Annotated in this window: 18 protein-coding genes and 3 pseudogenes; 5 read left to right on the top strand and 16 right to left on the bottom strand. The window is 40.1% G+C overall.

What is annotated here, in order from left to right:
- The 14 genes and pseudogenes from DF216_RS10030 to DF216_RS10095 form a co-directional block, all read right to left on the bottom strand.
- Window positions 1-116, bottom strand: a pseudogene (locus tag DF216_RS10030) (transposase); the annotation flags it as partial.
- Window positions 117-190: 74 nt separating this feature from the next.
- Window positions 191-1,918, bottom strand: coding sequence for a septation ring formation regulator EzrA (gene ezrA / locus DF216_RS10035; protein WP_129326749.1), 1,728 nt, complete (start codon window positions 1,916-1,918; stop codon window positions 191-193).
- Between the two features lie 79 nt (window positions 1,919-1,997).
- Window positions 1,998-3,944 (bottom strand): DNA topoisomerase (ATP-hydrolyzing) subunit B, encoded by a 1,947-nt coding sequence (gene gyrB, locus DF216_RS10040; RefSeq protein ID WP_129326750.1) that lies wholly within the window; start codon window positions 3,942-3,944, stop codon window positions 1,998-2,000.
- Window positions 3,945-3,958: 14 nt separating this feature from the next.
- Complete coding sequence (locus DF216_RS10045; RefSeq protein ID WP_346427539.1) at window positions 3,959-4,522, bottom strand: HAD-IA family hydrolase; 564 nt, start codon at window positions 4,520-4,522, stop codon at window positions 3,959-3,961.
- An 83-nt stretch (window positions 4,523-4,605) separates the two neighbouring features.
- Window positions 4,606-5,160, bottom strand: coding sequence for a DJ-1 family glyoxalase III (locus DF216_RS10050; protein WP_129326752.1), 555 nt, complete (start codon window positions 5,158-5,160; stop codon window positions 4,606-4,608).
- Between the two features lie 10 nt (window positions 5,161-5,170).
- A complete protein-coding gene (locus DF216_RS10055) occupies window positions 5,171-6,394 on the bottom strand; it encodes an FtsW/RodA/SpoVE family cell cycle protein (RefSeq protein ID WP_129326753.1) in 1,224 nt (407 codons plus the stop codon).
- Window positions 6,395-6,399: 5 nt separating this feature from the next.
- Window positions 6,400-8,889, bottom strand: coding sequence for a bifunctional DnaQ family exonuclease/ATP-dependent helicase (locus tag DF216_RS10060; RefSeq protein ID WP_164979042.1), 2,490 nt, complete (start codon window positions 8,887-8,889; stop codon window positions 6,400-6,402).
- A 208-nt stretch (window positions 8,890-9,097) separates the two neighbouring features.
- A complete protein-coding gene (locus tag DF216_RS10065) occupies window positions 9,098-9,949 on the bottom strand; it encodes an NAD(P)H-hydrate dehydratase (RefSeq protein WP_125828352.1) in 852 nt (283 codons plus the stop codon).
- A 14-nt stretch (window positions 9,950-9,963) separates the two neighbouring features.
- Window positions 9,964-10,785: a phosphate ABC transporter ATPase gene (locus DF216_RS10070; protein ID WP_125828353.1), complete on the bottom strand. Its 822-nt coding sequence runs from the start codon at window positions 10,783-10,785 to the stop codon at window positions 9,964-9,966.
- Between the two features lie 54 nt (window positions 10,786-10,839).
- Complete coding sequence (locus DF216_RS10075) at window positions 10,840-11,613, bottom strand: HAD hydrolase family protein (protein ID WP_129326755.1); 774 nt, start codon at window positions 11,611-11,613, stop codon at window positions 10,840-10,842.
- Complete coding sequence (locus DF216_RS10080) at window positions 11,610-12,476, bottom strand: bifunctional methylenetetrahydrofolate dehydrogenase/methenyltetrahydrofolate cyclohydrolase (protein ID WP_206280070.1); 867 nt, start codon at window positions 12,474-12,476, stop codon at window positions 11,610-11,612. Before DF216_RS10080 ends, DF216_RS10075 begins: the two co-directional genes overlap by 4 nt.
- Before the next feature lie 148 nt (window positions 12,477-12,624).
- On the bottom strand, window positions 12,625-12,945 hold the full coding sequence (locus DF216_RS10085; RefSeq protein ID WP_129326757.1) for a TfoX/Sxy family protein: 321 nt from the start codon (window positions 12,943-12,945) through the stop codon (window positions 12,625-12,627).
- A 33-nt stretch (window positions 12,946-12,978) separates the two neighbouring features.
- The gene (locus DF216_RS10090; RefSeq protein WP_129326758.1) at window positions 12,979-13,713 is read right to left on the bottom strand and encodes an amino acid ABC transporter ATP-binding protein; all 735 of its coding nucleotides are present in this window, start codon (window positions 13,711-13,713) and stop codon (window positions 12,979-12,981) included.
- Complete coding sequence (locus DF216_RS10095; protein ID WP_129326759.1) at window positions 13,713-14,396, bottom strand: amino acid ABC transporter permease; 684 nt, start codon at window positions 14,394-14,396, stop codon at window positions 13,713-13,715. Before DF216_RS10095 ends, DF216_RS10090 begins: the two co-directional genes overlap by 1 nt.
- Window positions 14,397-14,587: 191 nt before the next feature.
- On the opposite strand from DF216_RS10095, the gene DF216_RS10100 reads away from it, so the two are divergent.
- Together DF216_RS10100 and DF216_RS10105 are read left to right on the top strand one after the other, a co-directional pair.
- Window positions 14,588-14,818, top strand: a complete 231-nt coding sequence (locus DF216_RS10100; protein ID WP_000443577.1) for a DUF1797 family protein — start codon at window positions 14,588-14,590, stop codon at window positions 14,816-14,818.
- Window positions 14,819-15,059: 241 nt separating this feature from the next.
- Window positions 15,060-17,318 (top strand): ATP-dependent Clp protease ATP-binding subunit, encoded by a 2,259-nt coding sequence (locus DF216_RS10105; protein WP_129326760.1) that lies wholly within the window; start codon window positions 15,060-15,062, stop codon window positions 17,316-17,318.
- 236 nt (window positions 17,319-17,554) lie between these two features.
- On the opposite strand, the gene DF216_RS10115 is transcribed toward DF216_RS10105, so the two are convergent.
- Both DF216_RS10115 and DF216_RS10120 read right to left on the bottom strand, forming a co-directional pair.
- Window positions 17,555-18,118, bottom strand: a complete 564-nt coding sequence (locus tag DF216_RS10115) for a hypothetical protein (protein WP_164979041.1) — start codon at window positions 18,116-18,118, stop codon at window positions 17,555-17,557.
- Between the two features lie 235 nt (window positions 18,119-18,353).
- A pseudogene (locus tag DF216_RS10120) lies at window positions 18,354-18,569 on the bottom strand (helix-turn-helix transcriptional regulator); the annotation flags it as partial.
- Window positions 18,570-18,745: 176 nt separating this feature from the next.
- Between DF216_RS10120 and DF216_RS10125 the strand changes: the two are divergent.
- From DF216_RS10125 to DF216_RS10135, 3 genes and pseudogenes are all read left to right on the top strand, one after another.
- On the top strand, window positions 18,746-19,198 hold the full coding sequence (locus DF216_RS10125) for an NUDIX hydrolase (protein WP_129326763.1): 453 nt from the start codon (window positions 18,746-18,748) through the stop codon (window positions 19,196-19,198).
- A 58-nt stretch (window positions 19,199-19,256) separates the two neighbouring features.
- On the top strand, window positions 19,257-19,556 hold the full coding sequence (locus DF216_RS10130; RefSeq protein ID WP_129326764.1) for a DUF1827 family protein: 300 nt from the start codon (window positions 19,257-19,259) through the stop codon (window positions 19,554-19,556).
- Between the two features lie 89 nt (window positions 19,557-19,645).
- A pseudogene (locus DF216_RS10135) lies at window positions 19,646-19,761 on the top strand (transposase); the annotation flags it as partial.

Consider the following 19,761-nt stretch of genomic DNA (forward strand, 5'->3'; position numbering starts at 1 on the left):
ATCATGTACCTAAGATTAGAATTGTTTATCCCAAACTTATTTGAAAGTTGCTCTAAGCTATATCCTTGTTTTCTAAGTTCATAGATCTGAACTTTATCCTCATAACTCAATTTCATAATAAAACACCCCAAAAGTTAGATTTTTTCTGTCTAACTTTTGGGGTGCAGTTCAAATCTAAGCTTTTTGAATCTTAGAAGCGGATTGCTTCACGTGTTTTTTCATAAGAAGCGACGAATCGATTTGTGACTCCTGGTTCTGCAACTTCCAAGGCTTGAGAAATTTTCTCAAATGAAGTTTGGTAGTCAAAGTCTCTTTCAAAAATTTCAAGCGCTTCGTTGAAAGCCTCTTGGATACGTTCATCAAATGAACGGTAACGGTTTGAGTATTGCAAAAGTTGTTCTGTCAAGGTTGCATATTGAACGATATTGTAGGTTTCTGTTTCCAAAGCCTCCATATCATTTGTAGCAATCTCAAGAATGCGATTGACTGATTCAATATTTACTCGGTTCTGTTCCAATTCAGCCATCAAATCTTCTATATTGTTACTTGTTGTAAAGAAGAGTTTCAAGAAACTTTGAGGAATACCTGGTAGGTTTCTCTTTTCCATATAGCGTTTAATAGTATGCAATCGATTTACATAGACATTAGCCTTTTGACGGGCATTCAAATCATCTTTTTCGATTTGCGCTAGATGCTCACTAACAGAGATTTGTTCATCTTCGATATCTTTTAGAGTGTTTTGAAGTTCTTGCAACTGCTCCTCTAAAATAGAATATGCTTGACTTGGCTCAGCTTGGTCTTCAATCACTTCCATGATTCGTACTTCAAGCTCTGATAATTCGGCATGAAGACGACGAACATGATTTCCATAACTCTCTGGAAGGAGATATGTTTTAGTTAGACGCTCAATATCCTGAGCAAGAACTTGATTATTCTCCTTCATATGGTTGAGATAAGTTGGTAAGGTTTCAAGTAAACCTTCCACTACCTTTTGAGATGCTACCTCACGTGAGAAGATAGCATAAAGCGCATTGATTTCTTCTTGGATTTGCGTATTTTCATACTCCGCATTATCCAACTCCAAGCGTTTAATATTTTCTTGATTTTTCTTCAAGGATTCATGCAAAATTTGGAAACGAGATTCGATGTCCGTCTCGATAAAATGATAATTAACTCCCAACAACTTACGGTAACCTTCTTCAAGATCTTCCAATTGCTCTGGAAGTTCCTTTGATAAGGTTGTTACAAGGCTTGGAACACGCTCAACCATATGTGTCAAAGCAAGAATATGATTTTCAGTATCATCTAAAATACCAGCAGCTTCAACTGGATCACCTGATGAGTTCAAGGTAACAAATTGAGAGAATTCCGATTGAATCATCTCCAATTGCTTCTCAATTTCAGGTAGCGCCTCACCATACTGTTCTGAATTTTCTGCTACCGTATGTTGTAGACTTTCAAATAAGTCCAAAGCGTGCAGAACACGTCCACTATTTTTAGATTCTTGTTTTTCAAGTTCTGAAAGAGCGTCGCGAATGGCAACAATGTCTTCTTCAATCAAGCCAATTTGGCTTTCAATTTGATCGATCTTATGTGCTGCTTTGAAAAATCGAAAAGAATTATTATACCCTTCTGCTTCGAACAAATTGTTTTCAATATCAGCAAAAGAATTGAGCGATAAATCAACCCATTTTTGGTTCCACTCACGGAAGGTTACTTGGCTTTGACCAATCAAATGCATGTTTTTAACCGCTTCAACCTCGTCATTTACTGGAAGGTTGTAGAGTTCTTCTTTTTTTTCTTCGAGGGCTGCTAATCTACCCTCATTTCGTTTTCGGAGAAAAACAGCTACTCCATATGCTAGAATCAAAATGACTGCAATCGCAACCATTAGATAAATTAGTTGTCCATTAGACATATCAAACTCCTTTTATACTAGAAACAATCGTATTGATTATATCATATTTTTTATGTCATGGGAACTATTTCCCACATTTTTAGACGTCAAGCGTACTGTAAACAGCATTTTCTTCGATAAATTCACGGCGAGGTTCAACTCGATCACCCATTAACATATCAAAGATTTTATCGGCTTCTGCTGCATCATCTACTGAAACACGTGCCATCAAGCGATGTTCTGGATCCATAGTGGTTTCCCACAGTTGGTGGTCGTCCATTTCTCCCAGACCTTTATAACGTTGGATGGTTGGTTTTGAGCGCCCTTCACTATGACGTGCTAAGGCTTCTTGGAGTTTAATTTCTTGATCCGCACCTGGCTGGATGTATTCTTTAATCTCACTTCCAACTTTTACTCCGTAGATTGGCGGTTGGGCAATATAGACATATCCAGCTTCTAGAATTGGTTTCATGTAGCGGTAAATCAGGGTCAAAAGGAGGGTCCGAATGTGGGCTCCATCGACATCAGCATCGGTCATCAAAACAAGCTTTTGGTAACGAGCTTTAGTGACATCAAATTCTGCTCCAAAACCTGTTCCCATAGCTGTGAAAAGGCTTCGAATTTCTTCGTTAGCAAGAATTTTATCCATGCTAGCTTTTTCAACGTTCAAGATTTTACCACGAATTGGCAGGATAGCTTGGAATTCACGATTTCGACCAGATTTAGCTGATCCACCAGCTGAGTCTCCCTCAACGATGAAGAGTTCTGTTTCAGCAGGGTTGTTTGAAGAACAGTCTGCTAGTTTTCCTGGTAAATTGGAAATTTCCAAGCCAGATTTCTTGCGAGTGACTTCACGCGCACGCTTGGCAGCTACACGAGCCTTGGCAGCTAAAATCCCTTTTTCTACGATGCGCTTGGCAATCTGAGGATTCTCCATGAGGAAATCAGAGAAGGCATCGCTAAAGAGACGGTTGGTGATCTTAACTACTTCACTATTTCCCAATTTAGTCTTGGTTTGTCCTTCAAACTGCGGATTTGGATGCTTGACAGAGATAACAGCAGTCAAACCTTCACGAACATCTTCCCCTGTCAGGTTGTCTTCATTGTCTTTTAGCAGTTTATTCTTACGGGCATAATCGTTGATAACACGCGTCAGTGCTGTACGGAAACCTTGCTCATGTGTTCCACCTTCATGGGTATGAATATTATTGGCGAAACTCATGACGTTTTCGTGGTAACCAGTTGTGTACTGCATAGCTACTTCAACTGTGATATCATCCATCTCACCGTCTGTGTAGATTGGCGTATCAAAGATAACATCCTTGTTCTCATTGATATATTCAACGTAGCTAGCAATCCCACCTTCATAGTGATAATGTTTGGTTTGTTCGAGACCTTCACGCCTATCTGTGATTGAAATTCGAAGTCCTCGGTTCAAAAAGGCTAATTCTTGAATACGTTTGTTTAATTTGTCAAAGTCAAAAGTCGTTGTTTCTGTAAAAATCTCTGGATCCGGCGTGAAGTGAACTGTTGTTCCAGTTTTATCCGTACCTCCAACGACCTCAAGATCAGCAACAACATGACCACGACGGTATTCTTGGTAATGAATCTTACCGTTTTTGTGAACATGAACGTCTAGTTGCGTTGAGAGGGCATTTACTACTGATGAACCCACACCGTGAAGACCACCTGATACCTTATATCCGCCACCGCCAAATTTTCCTCCAGCGTGAAGAACCGTAAAGACTGTCTCAACAGCAGGACGTCCCGTCTTTTCCTGAATGTCAACAGGAATTCCGCGACCGTCATCCACAACGGTAATAGAATCATCAGGTTCGATAAAGACTTGGATATGACTGGCAAATCCAGCCAAGGCTTCGTCAATAGAGTTATCAACAATTTCCCAGACTAGATGGTGAAGACCTTCTTTTGAAGTCGACCCAATATACATACCTGGGCGCATACGAACGGCTTCAAGCCCTTCTAAAACTTGAATTTGACTGGCATCATAATCCTGTGCCTGTTGGTTTTTGATTTCTTCTGTCATTTTTTTCCTTTTTCTTACATGTCTATTGCTCGTCTCAATGTTGCAACATTGTCAAAAAGATAGGCATCTAAGCCTGCAGCTTTACCTGCTTCTACATCAATGTTCCTATCTCCAATGGCCAAACCTGATGAGATATGATATTTATCACGTAAATAAATCATGGACTCAGGATCTGGTTTTCGTTTAAAACCGGAACTGGCAGTCACTACTTCTGTGAAGTAGTTGGCTATCCGGGTCTTAGAAAGAAGTTCCAGAACTTGGTCATTTCGATGAGAAACCAAGAAATGGCGACCACCCTTGTCAGAGATATCTTTGAGTAACTCTGGAATTCCCTCAAACAGAACTGGATGCTCTAGCTCACGTGCTTCATTTTCTTTGTAGTTCTCTAAAAAATCCTCGATATCTGGGGCAAACTTCTCAATGGCAAAAGCTGTCGAAACCTTCAAGGCTTCGTAAACACGGTCGTGTTCTTGCTCTATTCCGTATTGGGCCAAGGTTTCTACAAAGGCTGCTGTAGAAGTCTCGTAATTATCCAATAGGGTGCCACCTAAATCCCATATGTAGTCGTGATATTTCATACCCTTCATTATACCATTTTTTTATGAAAAAAGCGATGATTTCCTAGATTTTTCCAAGCAAAAACGAGAGCCGAACTCTCGTTTTACTGCTGATTTCCAAAGACATCTCGATAGAGCATGCCAACTCGTAAACTTTCTGCATCTCCTCCCAATTGCGCCACTAACTCATAGGCAAAGGCAAGGGCAGTTGACGGTCCTCGGCTGGTTGTTAGATTACCATCTACAACCACTGTTTGCTTTTGATAAATCCCGTCAGTAATTTGCTCTTGAACACCGTCATAACAGGTAAAGCGCTTGTCTTTTAAAACACCTGCTTGATGGAGGGCGATCGGGGCAGCGCAGATAGCCGAAATCTTCTTTCCTTCTTGGTTAAAGGCTTGGATCTCAGAAATGAGGGCTTGATTATCCCGTAGATTTGCTGATCCAGGCATACCACCTGGTAGGACTAGTAAGTCATAGTCGGATAAATCACCATCAAAAACACGATCGGCTTTTACCTGAATGTCATGTGAACCTGTTACTTGCTCCTCAAACCCTACCATATCACAGGAAATGTTTGCTCGACGCAAGACATCAACTACTGTCAAGGCTTCGATTTCTTCAAAACCCTGAGCTAAGACAACTGCTACTTTTGCCATAGTGGCCTCCTTATTTGATTTGTTTTAAGACGACTTTCTTTCGTTTGAATGGAACTTTTCCACTTTTCTCCTCTGCTAGATTGGTCTGGTAACTCATAGACAAGAGGAGACCGACTCCGATAAGGTTACTAATAATTGCGGAGCCCCCTTGAGAGATGAAGGGCAAGGGAATCCCTGTCAAAGGAAGTAGGCCTGTTACGGCACCGATATTTTCAAAGATATGGAAGAGCAACATCATGATAAATCCAGTCGAAATATAGGTGTAGAACTGGTTGTTTGACTTAAGTGTAATCTTCAACATCCGATAAATAAGAAGCAAGTACAGGGCAACCACAAAGACTGAACCAATGAATCCAAAATCTTCGGCAATCACCGTGAAAATCATATCACTCTCACGTACTGGGATGAGAAGATTAGACACATTGAAACCTTGTCCAAACAAGCCACCACTTCCAATAGCAATTTGCCCTTGAGCCTGTTGGTAAGTTGTTGTTTGTGCGAAGTCAAAGGGATTGAGCCAAGCCAAGATGCGGTTGATCTGGTAAGTTGGCATTCCAATCTGATGCAAGAAGGCACGTCCGTCCTTGCTTATAAAGATGGCCATGAAGCCTGCTACTGCAGTCACTCCTGTCGCAAAAACTGGAACGATAATCTTCCACGAAACACCTGAAAGGAGAACCATACCTGAAAAAATAGCTACAAAGACCAAGGCAGTCCCTAGGTCACTTTGCAAAGCCAAGAGGAGCAAGACTGGGATGGTAAAGGCAATCATCCAACCAATCAATAGGAAATCCAAGGGAATAGTCCGTTGCCATTCCTTGTGTTTTTGAGTGAATTGTACAATGACTCGAGCCAACATCAAGATATAGGAAATCTTCATGAACTCCGATGGCTGGAAAAGTGTCGTTCCACCGATTGATACCCAGTTCTTGGCACCTGTTGACGCTACAAGATTTGGGTTGTAGAAAACAAGAGGTAGGACCATCAAAGCTAGCCCTAGACCATAAAGATAGGGAGTCACCTTCCATAAAAACTCAGTATTGAAGAACATAACGACAAACCCAATGACAAGCCCCAAAGCAATCCAAGCGGTTTGCTGACCTAGAATTGGAAGTACATTATTGGGATAGTCATGGCTAACTGCTATATAAATAGCTACTACTCCAATAACCAGTAGACAAAATACTGGCAGAAGGAGGCTATAGTCGACTCGAGAGTCGAAAGAACGTTTCATATTTTTTACCTTTTCTCTTTCTTGGATTTTTCTTTCATTTTATCGCGACGAGATTGGAGAAAATCTGCTACTGCAGATTCTAACTGACTTCTAGCAAGGACCCGAACCGTTCTTTCTTTTGACAAGGTTTGAGCGATTTGTTTGCCATAGCGCTTGCTGATGACACGACTGTCTAAGATTACAGCAACCGAACCTTGGTCAGACCGTCTAACAGTACGACCAAGGGCTTGTTTTAGCCGAATAATAGCCATCGGTAACTGATAATCATAGAAAGGATTCTTCCCTTCTTGACGCAGTTCTTGGTTTAATTTTTTGGTTAACGGTTCTTGGGGGTTTTGGAAAGGCAATCTCGGAATCACTTGAATTACACAAGGATGGGTTGAAAAATCAACCCCTTCCCAGAAACTACCTGTTCCAAGCAAGATCTGGCGTTCGCCTTTTTCAAAACGTTTTTTCAGTTGGCTTGGTTCCCCATTTTTATACTGAGCTAGATGCGGTTGGTCGAGCAGGTCCGAAACTGCCAACAGCATTTCTTTTGAAGTAAACAAAACCAATAAGGGTTCTTGAAAGGCTTGTAAACTTCGAATGACAGAAGCTACTTCACTCGCATAGTCAAAAGGCGAAACTTCGGTAACGAGAGGAAAGTCATTGATTAGAAAAACTTCTTGTTGCTCCTGCTTTGCTACATCAAGCCTAACAAGTGGAGCATCTGGAAATCCCAGTAAATCTGCTAGGGAAACCCGATTGCTGATTTCAAGAGTGGCCGATACTCCTAGGAGCCGACAATCTTCTGGCAATAAGTCTGCTAGTATAAAGCGACCTTCTTTGCTTGAACAAATCAGGACATCCTTACTAGATTTCTCTGCTGGAGCAAGCCAAAATTCACGGTCCGACGTAAAAAAGTTTGCAATCTCTCTATACTCCGGGAGAGCTAACTCCGAAAAATGTTGGTGCAACTGTTCGAGAGAGTCCAACCACTTTCCATTCTTAAGTCCTGACTGATACTGCTCCATCAAGTAACGACATTCAAAACCAATACTCTCAAGCAAACGTTTCTGAATCAAATCTTCCTCTGTCTCCAAGGACTTTTCAATTTGAGTAGCAAGATCCTCAAGGCGATAAGCCTGCTGGGCTAGATTTTCAAGAGCTAACAGCATTTTTTGAGCTTCATCCAAGATCAGCAAACGGTTGTCGACAAACTCTGGATTGTCTTCCAAACGAGTGACCAGATAGGCATGATTAGTCAAGAGGACGCGACTAGTCTTGGTTTTTTCCTGCCCTCGTTTCCAAAAATCCTCTGTAGCAAATAGGCTTTTCTTTGAAAGCTTGCCATCGTGGACTAGTTCAGGAAGGAAGTGCTGATAGCGATAAAGTTGCCCGATTTCGTCCAAGTCACCTGTCTCTGTCTCTGTTAGCCAGATGAGCAGTTGCATTTTAAAGCGTGTGAAAAGGCGATTGGACTCCGGGCGATGGAGAACTCGGTGAAAGGCATCCAGTTTTAAATAATTTTGATGCCCCTTGAGACTATGAATTTCCAGATGGAAGACCTCTTTTAAGCGCTGACCTTCTTCTTGCATGATTTGATTTTGAAGAATTTTGGTCGGAACACTCACTAGAATCCCTGTTTGACTCTCCAAGTTCAAAGCTGGGAGGAGATAACCATAAGTCTTGCCCAGTCCCGTTTGAGCTTGGATAAAAGAAGTCTGGTGTTCTTCCAATAAGTGCTCAATCTTCTCCGCAAATTCCAACTGTTGCGGACGCTCCTCCAGCCCCAATAAGGAAATGTTTTTAGCAAAATCTTTGGATAACTTGCGTGGGATCAAGGCTTGACTTTCCTTTCTCAGGAAAAGCCCATGTAGTTCTATCAATTCTGGAGAAGAAAGGAGAGATTGTTGCTGATAGACCTCCTCAATCACCAGATAGCTTTCGTAGAGAAGGTTATCTGCAAGGTCTAACAAGCTTTCTAAGAGCCCTTTCGGTAGCTCGAAGAGTTTTTGACGCATGTAAAGCAAGAGTTCTGCTGTTGCCTGAGCATCTGACAAAGCCGTATGGGCCTGTTTCAGTTCAATTCCCAACTCTTGACAAAGGATGCCTAGATTGTACTTTTCAAACTGAGGATATAGAACTTGGGCAAGCTCAACTGTATCCACCCGCGGTGTGCGCAATTCATATCCTTCAAAAAAGAGAAATTCCGCAAGAAGGTTGGCATCAAATTGAACATTGTGCGCAACAAAAACACCGTCCTTAACCAATTCAAAAATTTTTCCAGCCACCTGAGAAAACTCTGGTGCCGCAGCCAAACGCTGATCGGTCAGACCTGTTAATTCTTTGATATGAGAATCCAAGGGTTCATGGGGATTGACATCAGTCGCATACTGATCGACAATCTCGCCATTCTCAATCACCACAATGCCTACTTGAATAATTTTTGCCTTGCTTCCGGTGCTGGTCGCCTCTAAATCAACGACCACATACCGATCATTTCTCGCATTCATCATTAAAAATTATATCAAAAAAAGCATGATTTGACACCCCTCAACTTTGATAACAATCTCGCTTCATTTGTGAGTTTGATTAAAAATCAAGACCTTGAAAGCGAGAATTTCTCGTAAGTTCAGCAGTTGATTGCTGGTTCTGAGATATTTGAAAATCTTATCAATAAAAACAAAGCAACTGTAAAAACAAAAAAAGACAACTAAGATTTCAGTTGCCTCTTTGAGATATTGTTTTCATTGTTTTCGGAAGAGCCTTGCTAATTTCTGTTGGCAAGACAAGATAGTGTTCTTGAGCAAGTTCTTGGGCAATGGCTGAGTGCAGATGAGTCGCTACTACTACGCGTTCATAGAGACTGACATGTGGAAACTGACCTGTAAAACCTGCAATCATCCCAGCCAAAGTATCTCCCATCCCACCAGTTGCTTGATAGGGGCCTCCAACCTGTAACTGATAATATTCAGACTGACCAGCTTGCCAGATACGAGTCGCTGGACCTTTCTCGACAAGAATCGTTCCTTGAGGAAAAGCAGAAAGAGCTCTAGCAGTCGCCTCTGTATTTTGATGGTCAAGAACTATACCAGACAGTCTTTCCCATTCCTTTTGGTGGGGAGTTAGGATGATCTGACTGAAAGGGAATGGTAACTGGCCTTTTACTAAGATGCCCAAAGCACCGCCATCTGCAATCAAAATCTGGTCTCTTCCAAGCCTGTCAAAGACCCGTTTTACGAGTTCTTCTCCAAATGCATCCTCTCGCAAACCCGGACCTAACAAGACAACTTCTGCCTTTTCCAACTGTTCTTTTAACAATTGCTGGTCTTGAAGAGAAAAAGCCATGGCCTCAGGTAAATGGCTGTGCAGAGCCGGAATATTCTCCTTATCCGTGCCAACAGTCACCAACCCTGCCCCACTTTTGACAGCTGCAATGGCTGACATGATGATAGCTCCCCCATAAGGATAGGTCCCTCCTAGCAAGAGCAGACGACCGTAATCTCCCTTATGACTGTGACGAGACCGTTCTACAATGACTTTTTCTAATAAAGTTTGATTAATCACTTTCATCGTTTTTTCCTCAACTATCCTTTATCTGATTGTTTTAAAACAACTTGATAGACTTTCTTAGTCCACTCTTCTAAGTCTTCTCCAGCATAGTCAAGATAATGCACCCTATCTTGTATTTTAGTTGGAATAATATTTTCAAATTGGCACTTATTATGAGTTGGAATAATGCAAATATACAACTCACTTAATAAATTAAGCATGTCCTTAATTTTTACAGCATGGTAACCATCAAAAATATAACCAGGAACTTTAATCAAATCTGTATAGATAAAATGAAAACTTACCCCAGGAATAAACTTATCTTGTAATTCTTTCTCTGAGGGAGCTCGACCTAATAAACGCTCCATCGCCAATCGATAACCAGAACTTGTATTTGACCATCCTAACATGACATAGTCAAAATAATCTTTCGGATCAGATGCAGCATTTCGACTATCCAAAACCAACTCCTCAGCATCTCGCCTAAAGGCTTTCACAGCAGATAAGAGCTGATCTGTTTTAAAAATAGAAATCGCTGCATCTATAGTCGTAGTATGACTACAGTAGTCTGAAGTCACTAGCCTCTTATGTAGGTCATAAGTCGAAGCTACTCTTTTATCTGTAGGGGTAAATGGTGGAAGAAAGGGATGCTGAGAGATGTAATCTAAAATCTCTTTTTTTAAACAAGAATCAGCACACTCGATACTTGTTTGACGTTTATGAAGTTTTTCGTAAGCTGTAAATTTAGCAATTTTTTCTAATTCCCACTCTTGAATATTTGGATAATCAATTAGTGCTAAGTGATATATTCCATCCCATTGCAAACTATATTCTCCATTATAAATTTTTAAAATCATCTAATCACCTCTCACCCCATTATACTACAAAAGGAGGTTCAGACCTCCTTCTATCTATTTTCCCTTAAATTCCACAAAAGTCTGTAAGATTTTAGCTGCTACTGCTGGAGAAGGTTCTCCTTTTAGCTCAACCGTTTCATCTGCATATGGACTAAGGCCAGCAAAATCGCCTATCTGGACAGAGTAGAGAGATGTTTTAAATAGTTCAATATCATTTTGGTCATTTCCAAAAGCAATAAAGTTCTCCCCGCACAACTTTTCAACAGTTGTCGCCTTATGAGTATCCAAGGGATTAACATAAAGGCACTTTTCATGGGCATGATAGGACAGATGAGCCTGCCCTAGTCTTTCTAACTGACCAAGCAGGTCATCAATCAAATCCTCATGGTCTCCCATATAAACGACTACCTTAATCGGAGTCCCTAAGTCCTCGAGTTTCTGATAACGAGCCACCTTTAGGGGATCCACACTGGAAATAAATGGAATCTTCTCCACAATCTGACCACTATAGTCAAAGCAATCATCTACAAAGAAAGGGAGATTATAGGTCTGGCAATAATCCACTAGCGCCTGATAAACTCTAGCATCGAGATTCCTTTCGAAAACAGCCTTCCCTAGATGATAGGCTACGCCACCATTCAAACCTATCACCAAGCGCTGACTAAGTTCAGTACCTAATAAGCCCAAACAATCTCGATAAGAGCGAGCTGAGGCAAATACAACCTCATGCCCATAATCGCTAGCCTTTAAAAGAACCTGCTTAATCTCCTTATCTATAGTCATATAGTCAAAAGACAGCGTTCCATCTAGATCAAATACGAATTTCATCTTCCTAGTCCTTTGTTTAGTGTACGCAGGGCTGCCTGATAGGTTTGTTCCATGAGCATGGTAATGGTCATAGGACCAACTCCACCAGGTACTGACGTGATATGACTGGCAAGTGGTGCAACGGCATCATAGTCAACATCTCCACAAAGCTTGCCATTTTCATCTCGATTCATTCCCACATCGATAACAACTGCACCTGGTTTGACAAAGTCAGCAGTCACAAACTTAGCACGACCGATTGCTACTACAAGAATATCAGCTTTAGCAGCTACCTTGGCAAGATGATGGGTGCGTGAGTGAGTCAAAGTCACAGTCGCATTCTTGGCTAAAAGAAGCTGAGCCATTGGTTTCCCAACGATATTTGAACGACCGATGACAACTGCATTTTTACCTTCTAGATCAATCCCATACTCATGAAACATCTCCATAATTCCAGCAGGAGTTGAAGGAATCATAACTGGATGCCCAGACCAGAGGCGACCCATGTTTAGGGGATGGAAACCATCCACGTCTTTTTCGGGGTCAATGGCTAATAAAACTGCCTCTTCGTCAATATGTTTAGGTAAAGGCAACTGGACCAAAATTCCATGCCAAACTGGATCTTGATTGTATTTGGTAATCAATTCTAACAATTCTGCTTGGGTAATAGTTTCAGGAACACGCACTACTTCACTACGGAAGCCAGCAGCAAGAGCTGACCGTTCTTTGTTACGAACGTAGACTTGGCTGGCTGGATTGTCCCCCACCAAAATCACCACCAATCCTGGAACTAGACCTGTTTCTTCTTTTAGTTTAGCAGTTTTTTCAGCCAGCTGTCCTTGTAACTTAGCTGCTAGAGCCTTCCCATCAATAATCTGCGTCATATCTCTTCTCTCTTCTATCAAATATCCTCTATTATAACAAAAAATGACTTGCCATTCTAACACTTCTTGACTAATGGACCTTATAGTCAAAAACTATAAGAAAAAGCTCTTAGCGAGCTTTTATGCCTAATTGTATTAGATTAATCTATCATGTTTTCTTTTTTACTTTTGGAGTCGGTAAGACTTCATACATATCCTTGATTAGTTTCGCTAGAAATGACTTATCTTCAAGGGCTTCTAGCAAAATCATCTCCTTGGCTCCTTCATAAGGACGTTCAAGCCTAGTCCGTCCCAGTTGATCCATGACTACCTTAACAGGCTTCAATAACAAACGATTATCATAGATTCCCCCAATAACCTTCCCACGATAATAAAGGATATACTCTCCCATCATAGGACGATAACTCATCTCCTCTAGCTCCGAAAACTGATCGAGAATAAAGGCTAAATATTCCTTACTGGATGCCATGATTTCTACTCCACTTCTTCTAAAAATGAGCTCTTACAAAACCTTACTCAAAAAATCCTTGGTCCGTTGTTCTTGGGTTTGGTCAAAAATTTCCTCTGGAGTTCCGTCTTCGACAACAACACCATCTGCCATGAAGATAACACGGTCTGCTACCTCGCGGGCAAAGCCCATTTCATGAGTCACAATCACCATGGTCATCCCTGACTTGGCAAGGTCTTGCATAACAGCTAGAACTTCTCCAACCATCTCAGGGTCCAAGGCTGAAGTCGGTTCATCAAAAAGTAAAACATCTGATTCCATGGCCAAACCACGTGCAATGGCAATCCGTTGTTGCTGGCCACCTGACAAACTCTGCGGATAAGTCGTCGCCTTATCTGGCAAGCCAACTTTTTCTAATAGTTCCTGCGCTCTCTTCTCCGCAACTTCCTTGCTTTCACCTTTAGTTTTGATTGGGGACAAAGTTATATTTTCCATGACCGTCATATTAGGAAAGAGGTTGAATTGTTGGAAAACCATGCCCATCTTTTCACGCATAGCAAAAAGGTCATTCTTCTTATCTGTAATATCGACACCCTCAAAGATAACCCTGCCTTTACTTGCTTCTTCGAGCAGATTCATCGAACGAAGGAGGGTTGATTTCCCGCTCCCTGACGGACCGATAATGACCACAACTTCTCCTCGTTTAATCTCAAGGTTAATTCCTTTTAAAACTTCATTTTTCCCAAAAGACTTATGTAGTTCTTCAATTTTAATCAAGGTTTCTGTCATTATTTCTTGTCTCCTTGTCCAATGTAATTTTCAAATGCCTTCAAAGCCACTGTCAAAATAGAGGTCATAATCAAGTAGTAAAAGGCTGCAAATAAAAGGGGAGTCAACGGTAAATAAGTTGTTGTTGCTACTGTCGTCGCACCATTCCACAACTCCATAACCCCAATCGCTGACAAGAGGGAACTATCCTTGATAATGGTGATAAATTCATTTCCCAATGCTGGCAGAATATTCTTAATTGCCTGTGGCAAAATAACATAACGCATAGCATTTTTGGGGCGAATACCTAAGGAATAAGCTGCCTCTAACTGCCCTTTAGGAACAGCATTGATCCCCGCACGAACAGTTTCCGAAACGTAAGCCCCACTATTCATAGAAATAATCATAATACCAGGAATCAAACGAGAAAGATCAACTCCTAAAATTCCCACTTGAATAGTCGGAGCATTGATATGCATAAGAGCAAAGGCAATCATAATCTGAACCATCATCGGAGTTCCACGGAAGATCCAAACATACACATTGGCAAACCAAACAAGCGGTTTAAAGCGTGAACGTTGGGCAAAGGCCAGTAACACACCTATAATGGTCCCTAAGCAGACAACAAGGATGGAAATCAATACGGTAATCAGAGCACCATAGTTAAAATATGGTAAATACTTTGGTAAAAAAGAAAAATTCATATTCAATCAACTTTCTATGTACTAGATTGTATGATTATAACATGAATTGAATTAAAATGCAATCCTTTTTCTCTGATTTTAACAATTAACTTGATAGAATAGAGAAATAGAGAGAAATCACAGTTTTTTTCTAGTCAACTACCTCTTGTTTATGGTAAAATAGAAACGATAAGAAATGGAGGAGAATCATAATGGAATCACATTTGGTTAGAATCATCAACCGCCTAGAAGCAATGACAAAAGATGGTGGAAATCTAAAACGTAATTTTGAACGTGAGGGTGTTGTTGTTGCAGAAGTTGCCTACAGCCATGACGAAGAGAATGGATCACTCTTCACCCTTCGCGATGTTGAAGCACGTGAAACCTATACCTTTGATAGCATTGATTTGATTGCAATGGAGATCTACGAACTCCTTTACTAATATAAAAATAGCAGGGGGAAGCCCTCCCTTATGAATGAGAATCCTTTTTGTCACTACAAATGGGATTTTTTCTTACCTTCAAAGTCGCTTGATTCTCCATGAATCTCTCTTACAAAAACGATCACTTCCCAATCTTTTTACTTGCTTTACACCTTAATCATGCTATAATGAGAGTATAAAACTTTGACTATTTTTGACCTTTTTTCTTGGGCCAAGGATAAGAATGAAATGAGGTAGATGTATGCTCTGTCAAAACTGTAAAATTAACGACTCAACAATTCATCTGTATACCAATATTAATGGACAGCAAAAGCAAATTGACCTCTGTCAAAATTGCTATAAAATTATCAAAACGGACCCAAACAATACCCTCTTTAAAGGAATGACTGACTTGAACAATCGTGACTTTGATCCTTTTGGAGACTTTTTCAATGATTTGAACAATTTCAGACCTTCTTCCAATAACGTTCCTCCAACTCAATCAGGTGGAGGATATGGAGGAAATGGGGGCTACGGACCTCAAAACCGTGGCCCACTTCAAACACCTCCTAGCCAAGAAAGAGGTCTCCTAGAGGAATATGGTATCAACATAACCGAGATTGCCCGTCGAGGAGATATTGATCCTGTTATCGGTCGAGATGAGGAGATTATCCGCGTTATCGAAATCCTCAACCGTCGAACCAAGAACAATCCAGTCCTTATCGGTGAACCTGGTGTTGGTAAAACAGCCGTTGTGGAAGGTCTAGCCCAAAAAATCGTTGATGGTGATGTTCCCCATAAACTCCAAGGCAAGCAAGTCATCCGTTTGGATGTGGTCAGCTTAGTTCAAGGAACAGGTATTCGAGGCCAATTTGAAGAGCGTATGCAAAAGCTCATGGAAGAGATTCGCAAACGTGAGGATATCATTCTCTTTATCGATGAAATCCATGAAATTGTCGGTGCCGGCTCTGCTGGCGATGGTAATATGGATGCAGGAAATATCCTGAAACCAGCCCTTGCCCGTGGTGAATTGCAATTGGTCGGTGCTACTACTCTCAATGAATACCGCATCATTGAAAAAGATGCTGCTTTGGAGCGCCGTATGCAGCCTGTCAAGGTAGATGAACCAACTGTCGAAGAAACAATTATCATCCTCAAAGGAGTTCAAAAAAAATACGAAGACTACCATCACGTCAAGTATACTGATGCTGCTATCGAAGCTGCTGCGAATCTTTCCAATCGCTATATCCAAGACCGCTTCTTGCCTGATAAGGCTATTGACCTTTTGGACGAAGCCGGTTCAAAGATGAATCTGACACTGAACTTTGTTGATCCCAAAGTGATTGACCAGCGTTTAATTGAGGCTGAGAATCTCAAGGCTCAAGCTACACGAGAGGAAGACTTTGAAAAAGCTGCCTACTTCCGTGATCAGATTGCCAAGTACAAGGAAATGCAAAAGAACAAGGTGACCAATCAGGATACTCCAATCATCAGCGAGAAAACGATTGAACACATCATCGAGCAGAAAACCAATATCCCTGTTGGGGAGCTAAAAGAAAAAGAACAGTCTCAGCTCATCCATCTTGCTGAAGACCTCAAAGCTCATGTTATCGGACAAGACGAGGCTGTTGACAAGATTGCCAAAGCCATTCGTCGTAATCGTGTTGGACTTGGTACTCCCAACCGCCCAATCGGAAGTTTCCTCTTTGTCGGACCAACTGGTGTCGGTAAGACAGAACTTTCCAAACAACTAGCTATTGAACTTTTTGGTTCTGCTGATAGCATGATTCGCTTTGATATGAGTGAATACATGGAAAAACACAGTGTGGCTAAATTAGTCGGAGCTCCTCCAGGTTATGTCGGCTATGATGAAGCTGGTCAGTTAACGGAAAAAGTTCGTCGCAATCCCTACTCTCTCATCCTTCTCGATGAAGTGGAAAAAGCTCACCCAGATGTCATGCACATGTTCCTTCAAGTCTTAGACGATGGTCGTTTGACAGATGGGCAAGGACGGACAGTTAGCTTTAAAGATGCTATCATTATCATGACTTCAAATGCCGGTACTGGTAAAGCCGAAGCCAGTGTTGGTTTTGGAGCTGCTCGTGAGGGTCGAACCAACTCTGTCCTCGGTGAACTCGGTAATTTCTTTAGTCCTGAGTTTATGAACCGTTTTGACGGCATCATCGAATTTAAACCTCTCAGCAAGGACAACCTTCTCCAAATCGTCGAACTCATGCTAGCGGATGTCAACAAACGCCTCTCTAGCAACAATATCCACCTCGATGTGACAGACAAGGTCAAGGAAAAGTTGGTTGACTTGGGATATGATCCAAAAATGGGGGCGCGCCCACTCCGCCGCACCATTCAAGACTATATCGAGGATGCCATCACTGACTTCTACCTTGAAAACCCAAGTGAAAAAGACCTCAAGGCAGTCATGACAAGCAATGGCAATATTCAAATCAAATCTGCCAAAAAAACTAAAAAAACAGAAGAGGTTACTTCTGAAAAAGAAGACTAATCCTCATAAAAAGAGTCTGGGACAATAGTCCCAGACTCTTTTAAACTTTTTGAATTGTTTCTAATCTAAAAAGAAATTCCTTCTTCAGGTGATCGGGTTCGAATATTTCCACCTCATCTAAATAAGACAGGAGGTAAGTATAACGACTTTCATGCTTTGGAATATATACTTATTCAAATGTTCCTTATTTTTCATTCTAACTTTTTTAGAACCTAATTCATATAGCACCAAAAAGTTCAGATATGATTTGACTTATTATTTTTGAGATCATTAAAATCAATGGTATTTTTATACATAAATACTATTATTACAAAATATAAACAATATAAATAGTTAACAAGAGGTTGATTGCTCTTAAGGTATAATATCAAATTAAAAAAAATATCAAATTTATTTTCCTGTTCAGAATTTATAAACTCTGGAACAAAACTATTAATTTCATCAGCAAATTTCAAATACAAATTGTTTAAAATTGTAAATAAATTACTATTTGATAGCAAAAGTAATAATGTTAAAAGTTTGTAATTTTTCATGAATTTATAAAAATTATAGAAATAGAAATGAAGATTCGTTAACCAATCCTTTTCAGGCAAAGATCTAATAAGAGAAATTTTGACATCTTTAATTCTGTCATTATATTTATTTAAGAAAATCAATCCTATTATTGATTCTAGCATAATTAGCATTCTATAACTTATTCCCATCGGTTTAAGAAAACTACCAAAAACCATATTATCAAGTAAAAATTTCAAAGCGGATAGTAGTACCAAAACCATAATCGGCTTGAACATCTTCTTCATATTCTTCATATCTCCTCTATATTGTCATTGAATCCAATAGAATTTCAAATAGATTTATTAAATCTATTAATTATAGCATATAAAACTTTGATTATCAAACCTAAAAAACTAATTATAACCAAGAATCAGTGAAGATTCGAAAAATGGATTCTAACCTTGCTAATAATTAATTTAAATAATTTTATTTGTTACCAAAATCCTATCAACAAAGATAATAGTTTTACTTTCTCAGTTTAAAAAAGATGAGTTCCAGAACAAAGTCTTTCATTAAAAAGATTCCGCCCGTCTTTCCAGGTATCGAATACAAAGGAATCCCTGCCATACTCAACCGCTCAATATCGCGATAAATCGTTCGTACAGACACTTCAAACAATCGGGCCAATTCAGGAGCCGTTGTACTACCTTTTTCTAAAAGAAGATATAGAATACGAAATAGTCTCGATTCTGCCATAAAATCACCTCTCTTTTATTATACCAGTTAAAGTGAGTGGGTTGAAAAGTTTATTTAGGAAAATAGCAACCAAGACAAACTAGCTTTTTCTGCACAAGTTCGTTAGTTTATTCTTGACAGCTTGCCCCTCGTCCATTATGATAATAATAAAGATACTAGAGAATGAGGAAAGTTCAATGGCAAACCCAACTTTTGGTGAAAAAAAAGAGAATGTAACCTACCAGCCTCGCTATGGTGTTTACGCAGTTATTCCTGATCCTGAAAAAAAACAAATCGTTTTAGTTCAAGCTCCCAATGGTGCTTGGTTCTTGCCAGGTGGAGAGATTGAAGCAGGCGAAGACCATCAAGAAGCATTGAGGAGAGAGTTAGTCGAAGAACTTGGCTTTACTGCTGAAATCGGGACCTATTACGGACAAGCTGATGAGTATTTCTACTCTCGTCACCGAGACACCTACTACTACAATCCAGCTTATCTCTACGAAGCCATTTCTTTCCAAGAAGTACAAAAACCTTTAGAAGACTTTAATCATATTGCTTGGTTTCCTATTGACGAGGCAATAGAAAAACTCAAACGCGGTAGCCACAAATGGGGGATTGAAGCTTGGAAAATCCAGCATGGAATTGACTAAAATACACGATTTTATTCAAAAAGTGCTATAATAGAGTTAGAAAATCGGAGGAACTGTTATGAAGCTTATCAACACGACTAATTCACACTCGCAACTTGTTAAAAGCCAATTAGAAAGTACTGACGCAACTCTTGTCGAGGTCTATTCGGCCGGAAATACAGATGTGGTTTTCACACAAGCTCCGCTTCACTATGAAATCCTCATTTCCAACAAACACCGCGCTATTCGTGAACCAGAAATCGAAACCATCCAAGATTTCTTCATGAAACGCAAAATCGATAAAGATAATATTGATGAAGCTAATATCAAGACGCTTTATTCAGATAAATTGATTGAAATTTCTATTCCTACAAAATAAAATCCAAAAACTCAAAAAAGCAACAGCTAAAAAATGAACTGCACCCCAAAAGTTAGACAGAAAAAATCTAACTTTTGGGGTGTTTTATTATGAAATTGAGTTATGAGGATAAAGTTCAGATCTATGAACTTAGAAAACAAGGATATAGCTTAGAGCAACTTTCAAATAAGTTTGGGATAAACAATTCTAATCTTAGGTACATGAT

The organism is Streptococcus oralis, from assembly GCF_004127215.1.
GTDB lineage: Bacteria > Bacillota > Bacilli > Lactobacillales > Streptococcaceae > Streptococcus > Streptococcus oralis_BD.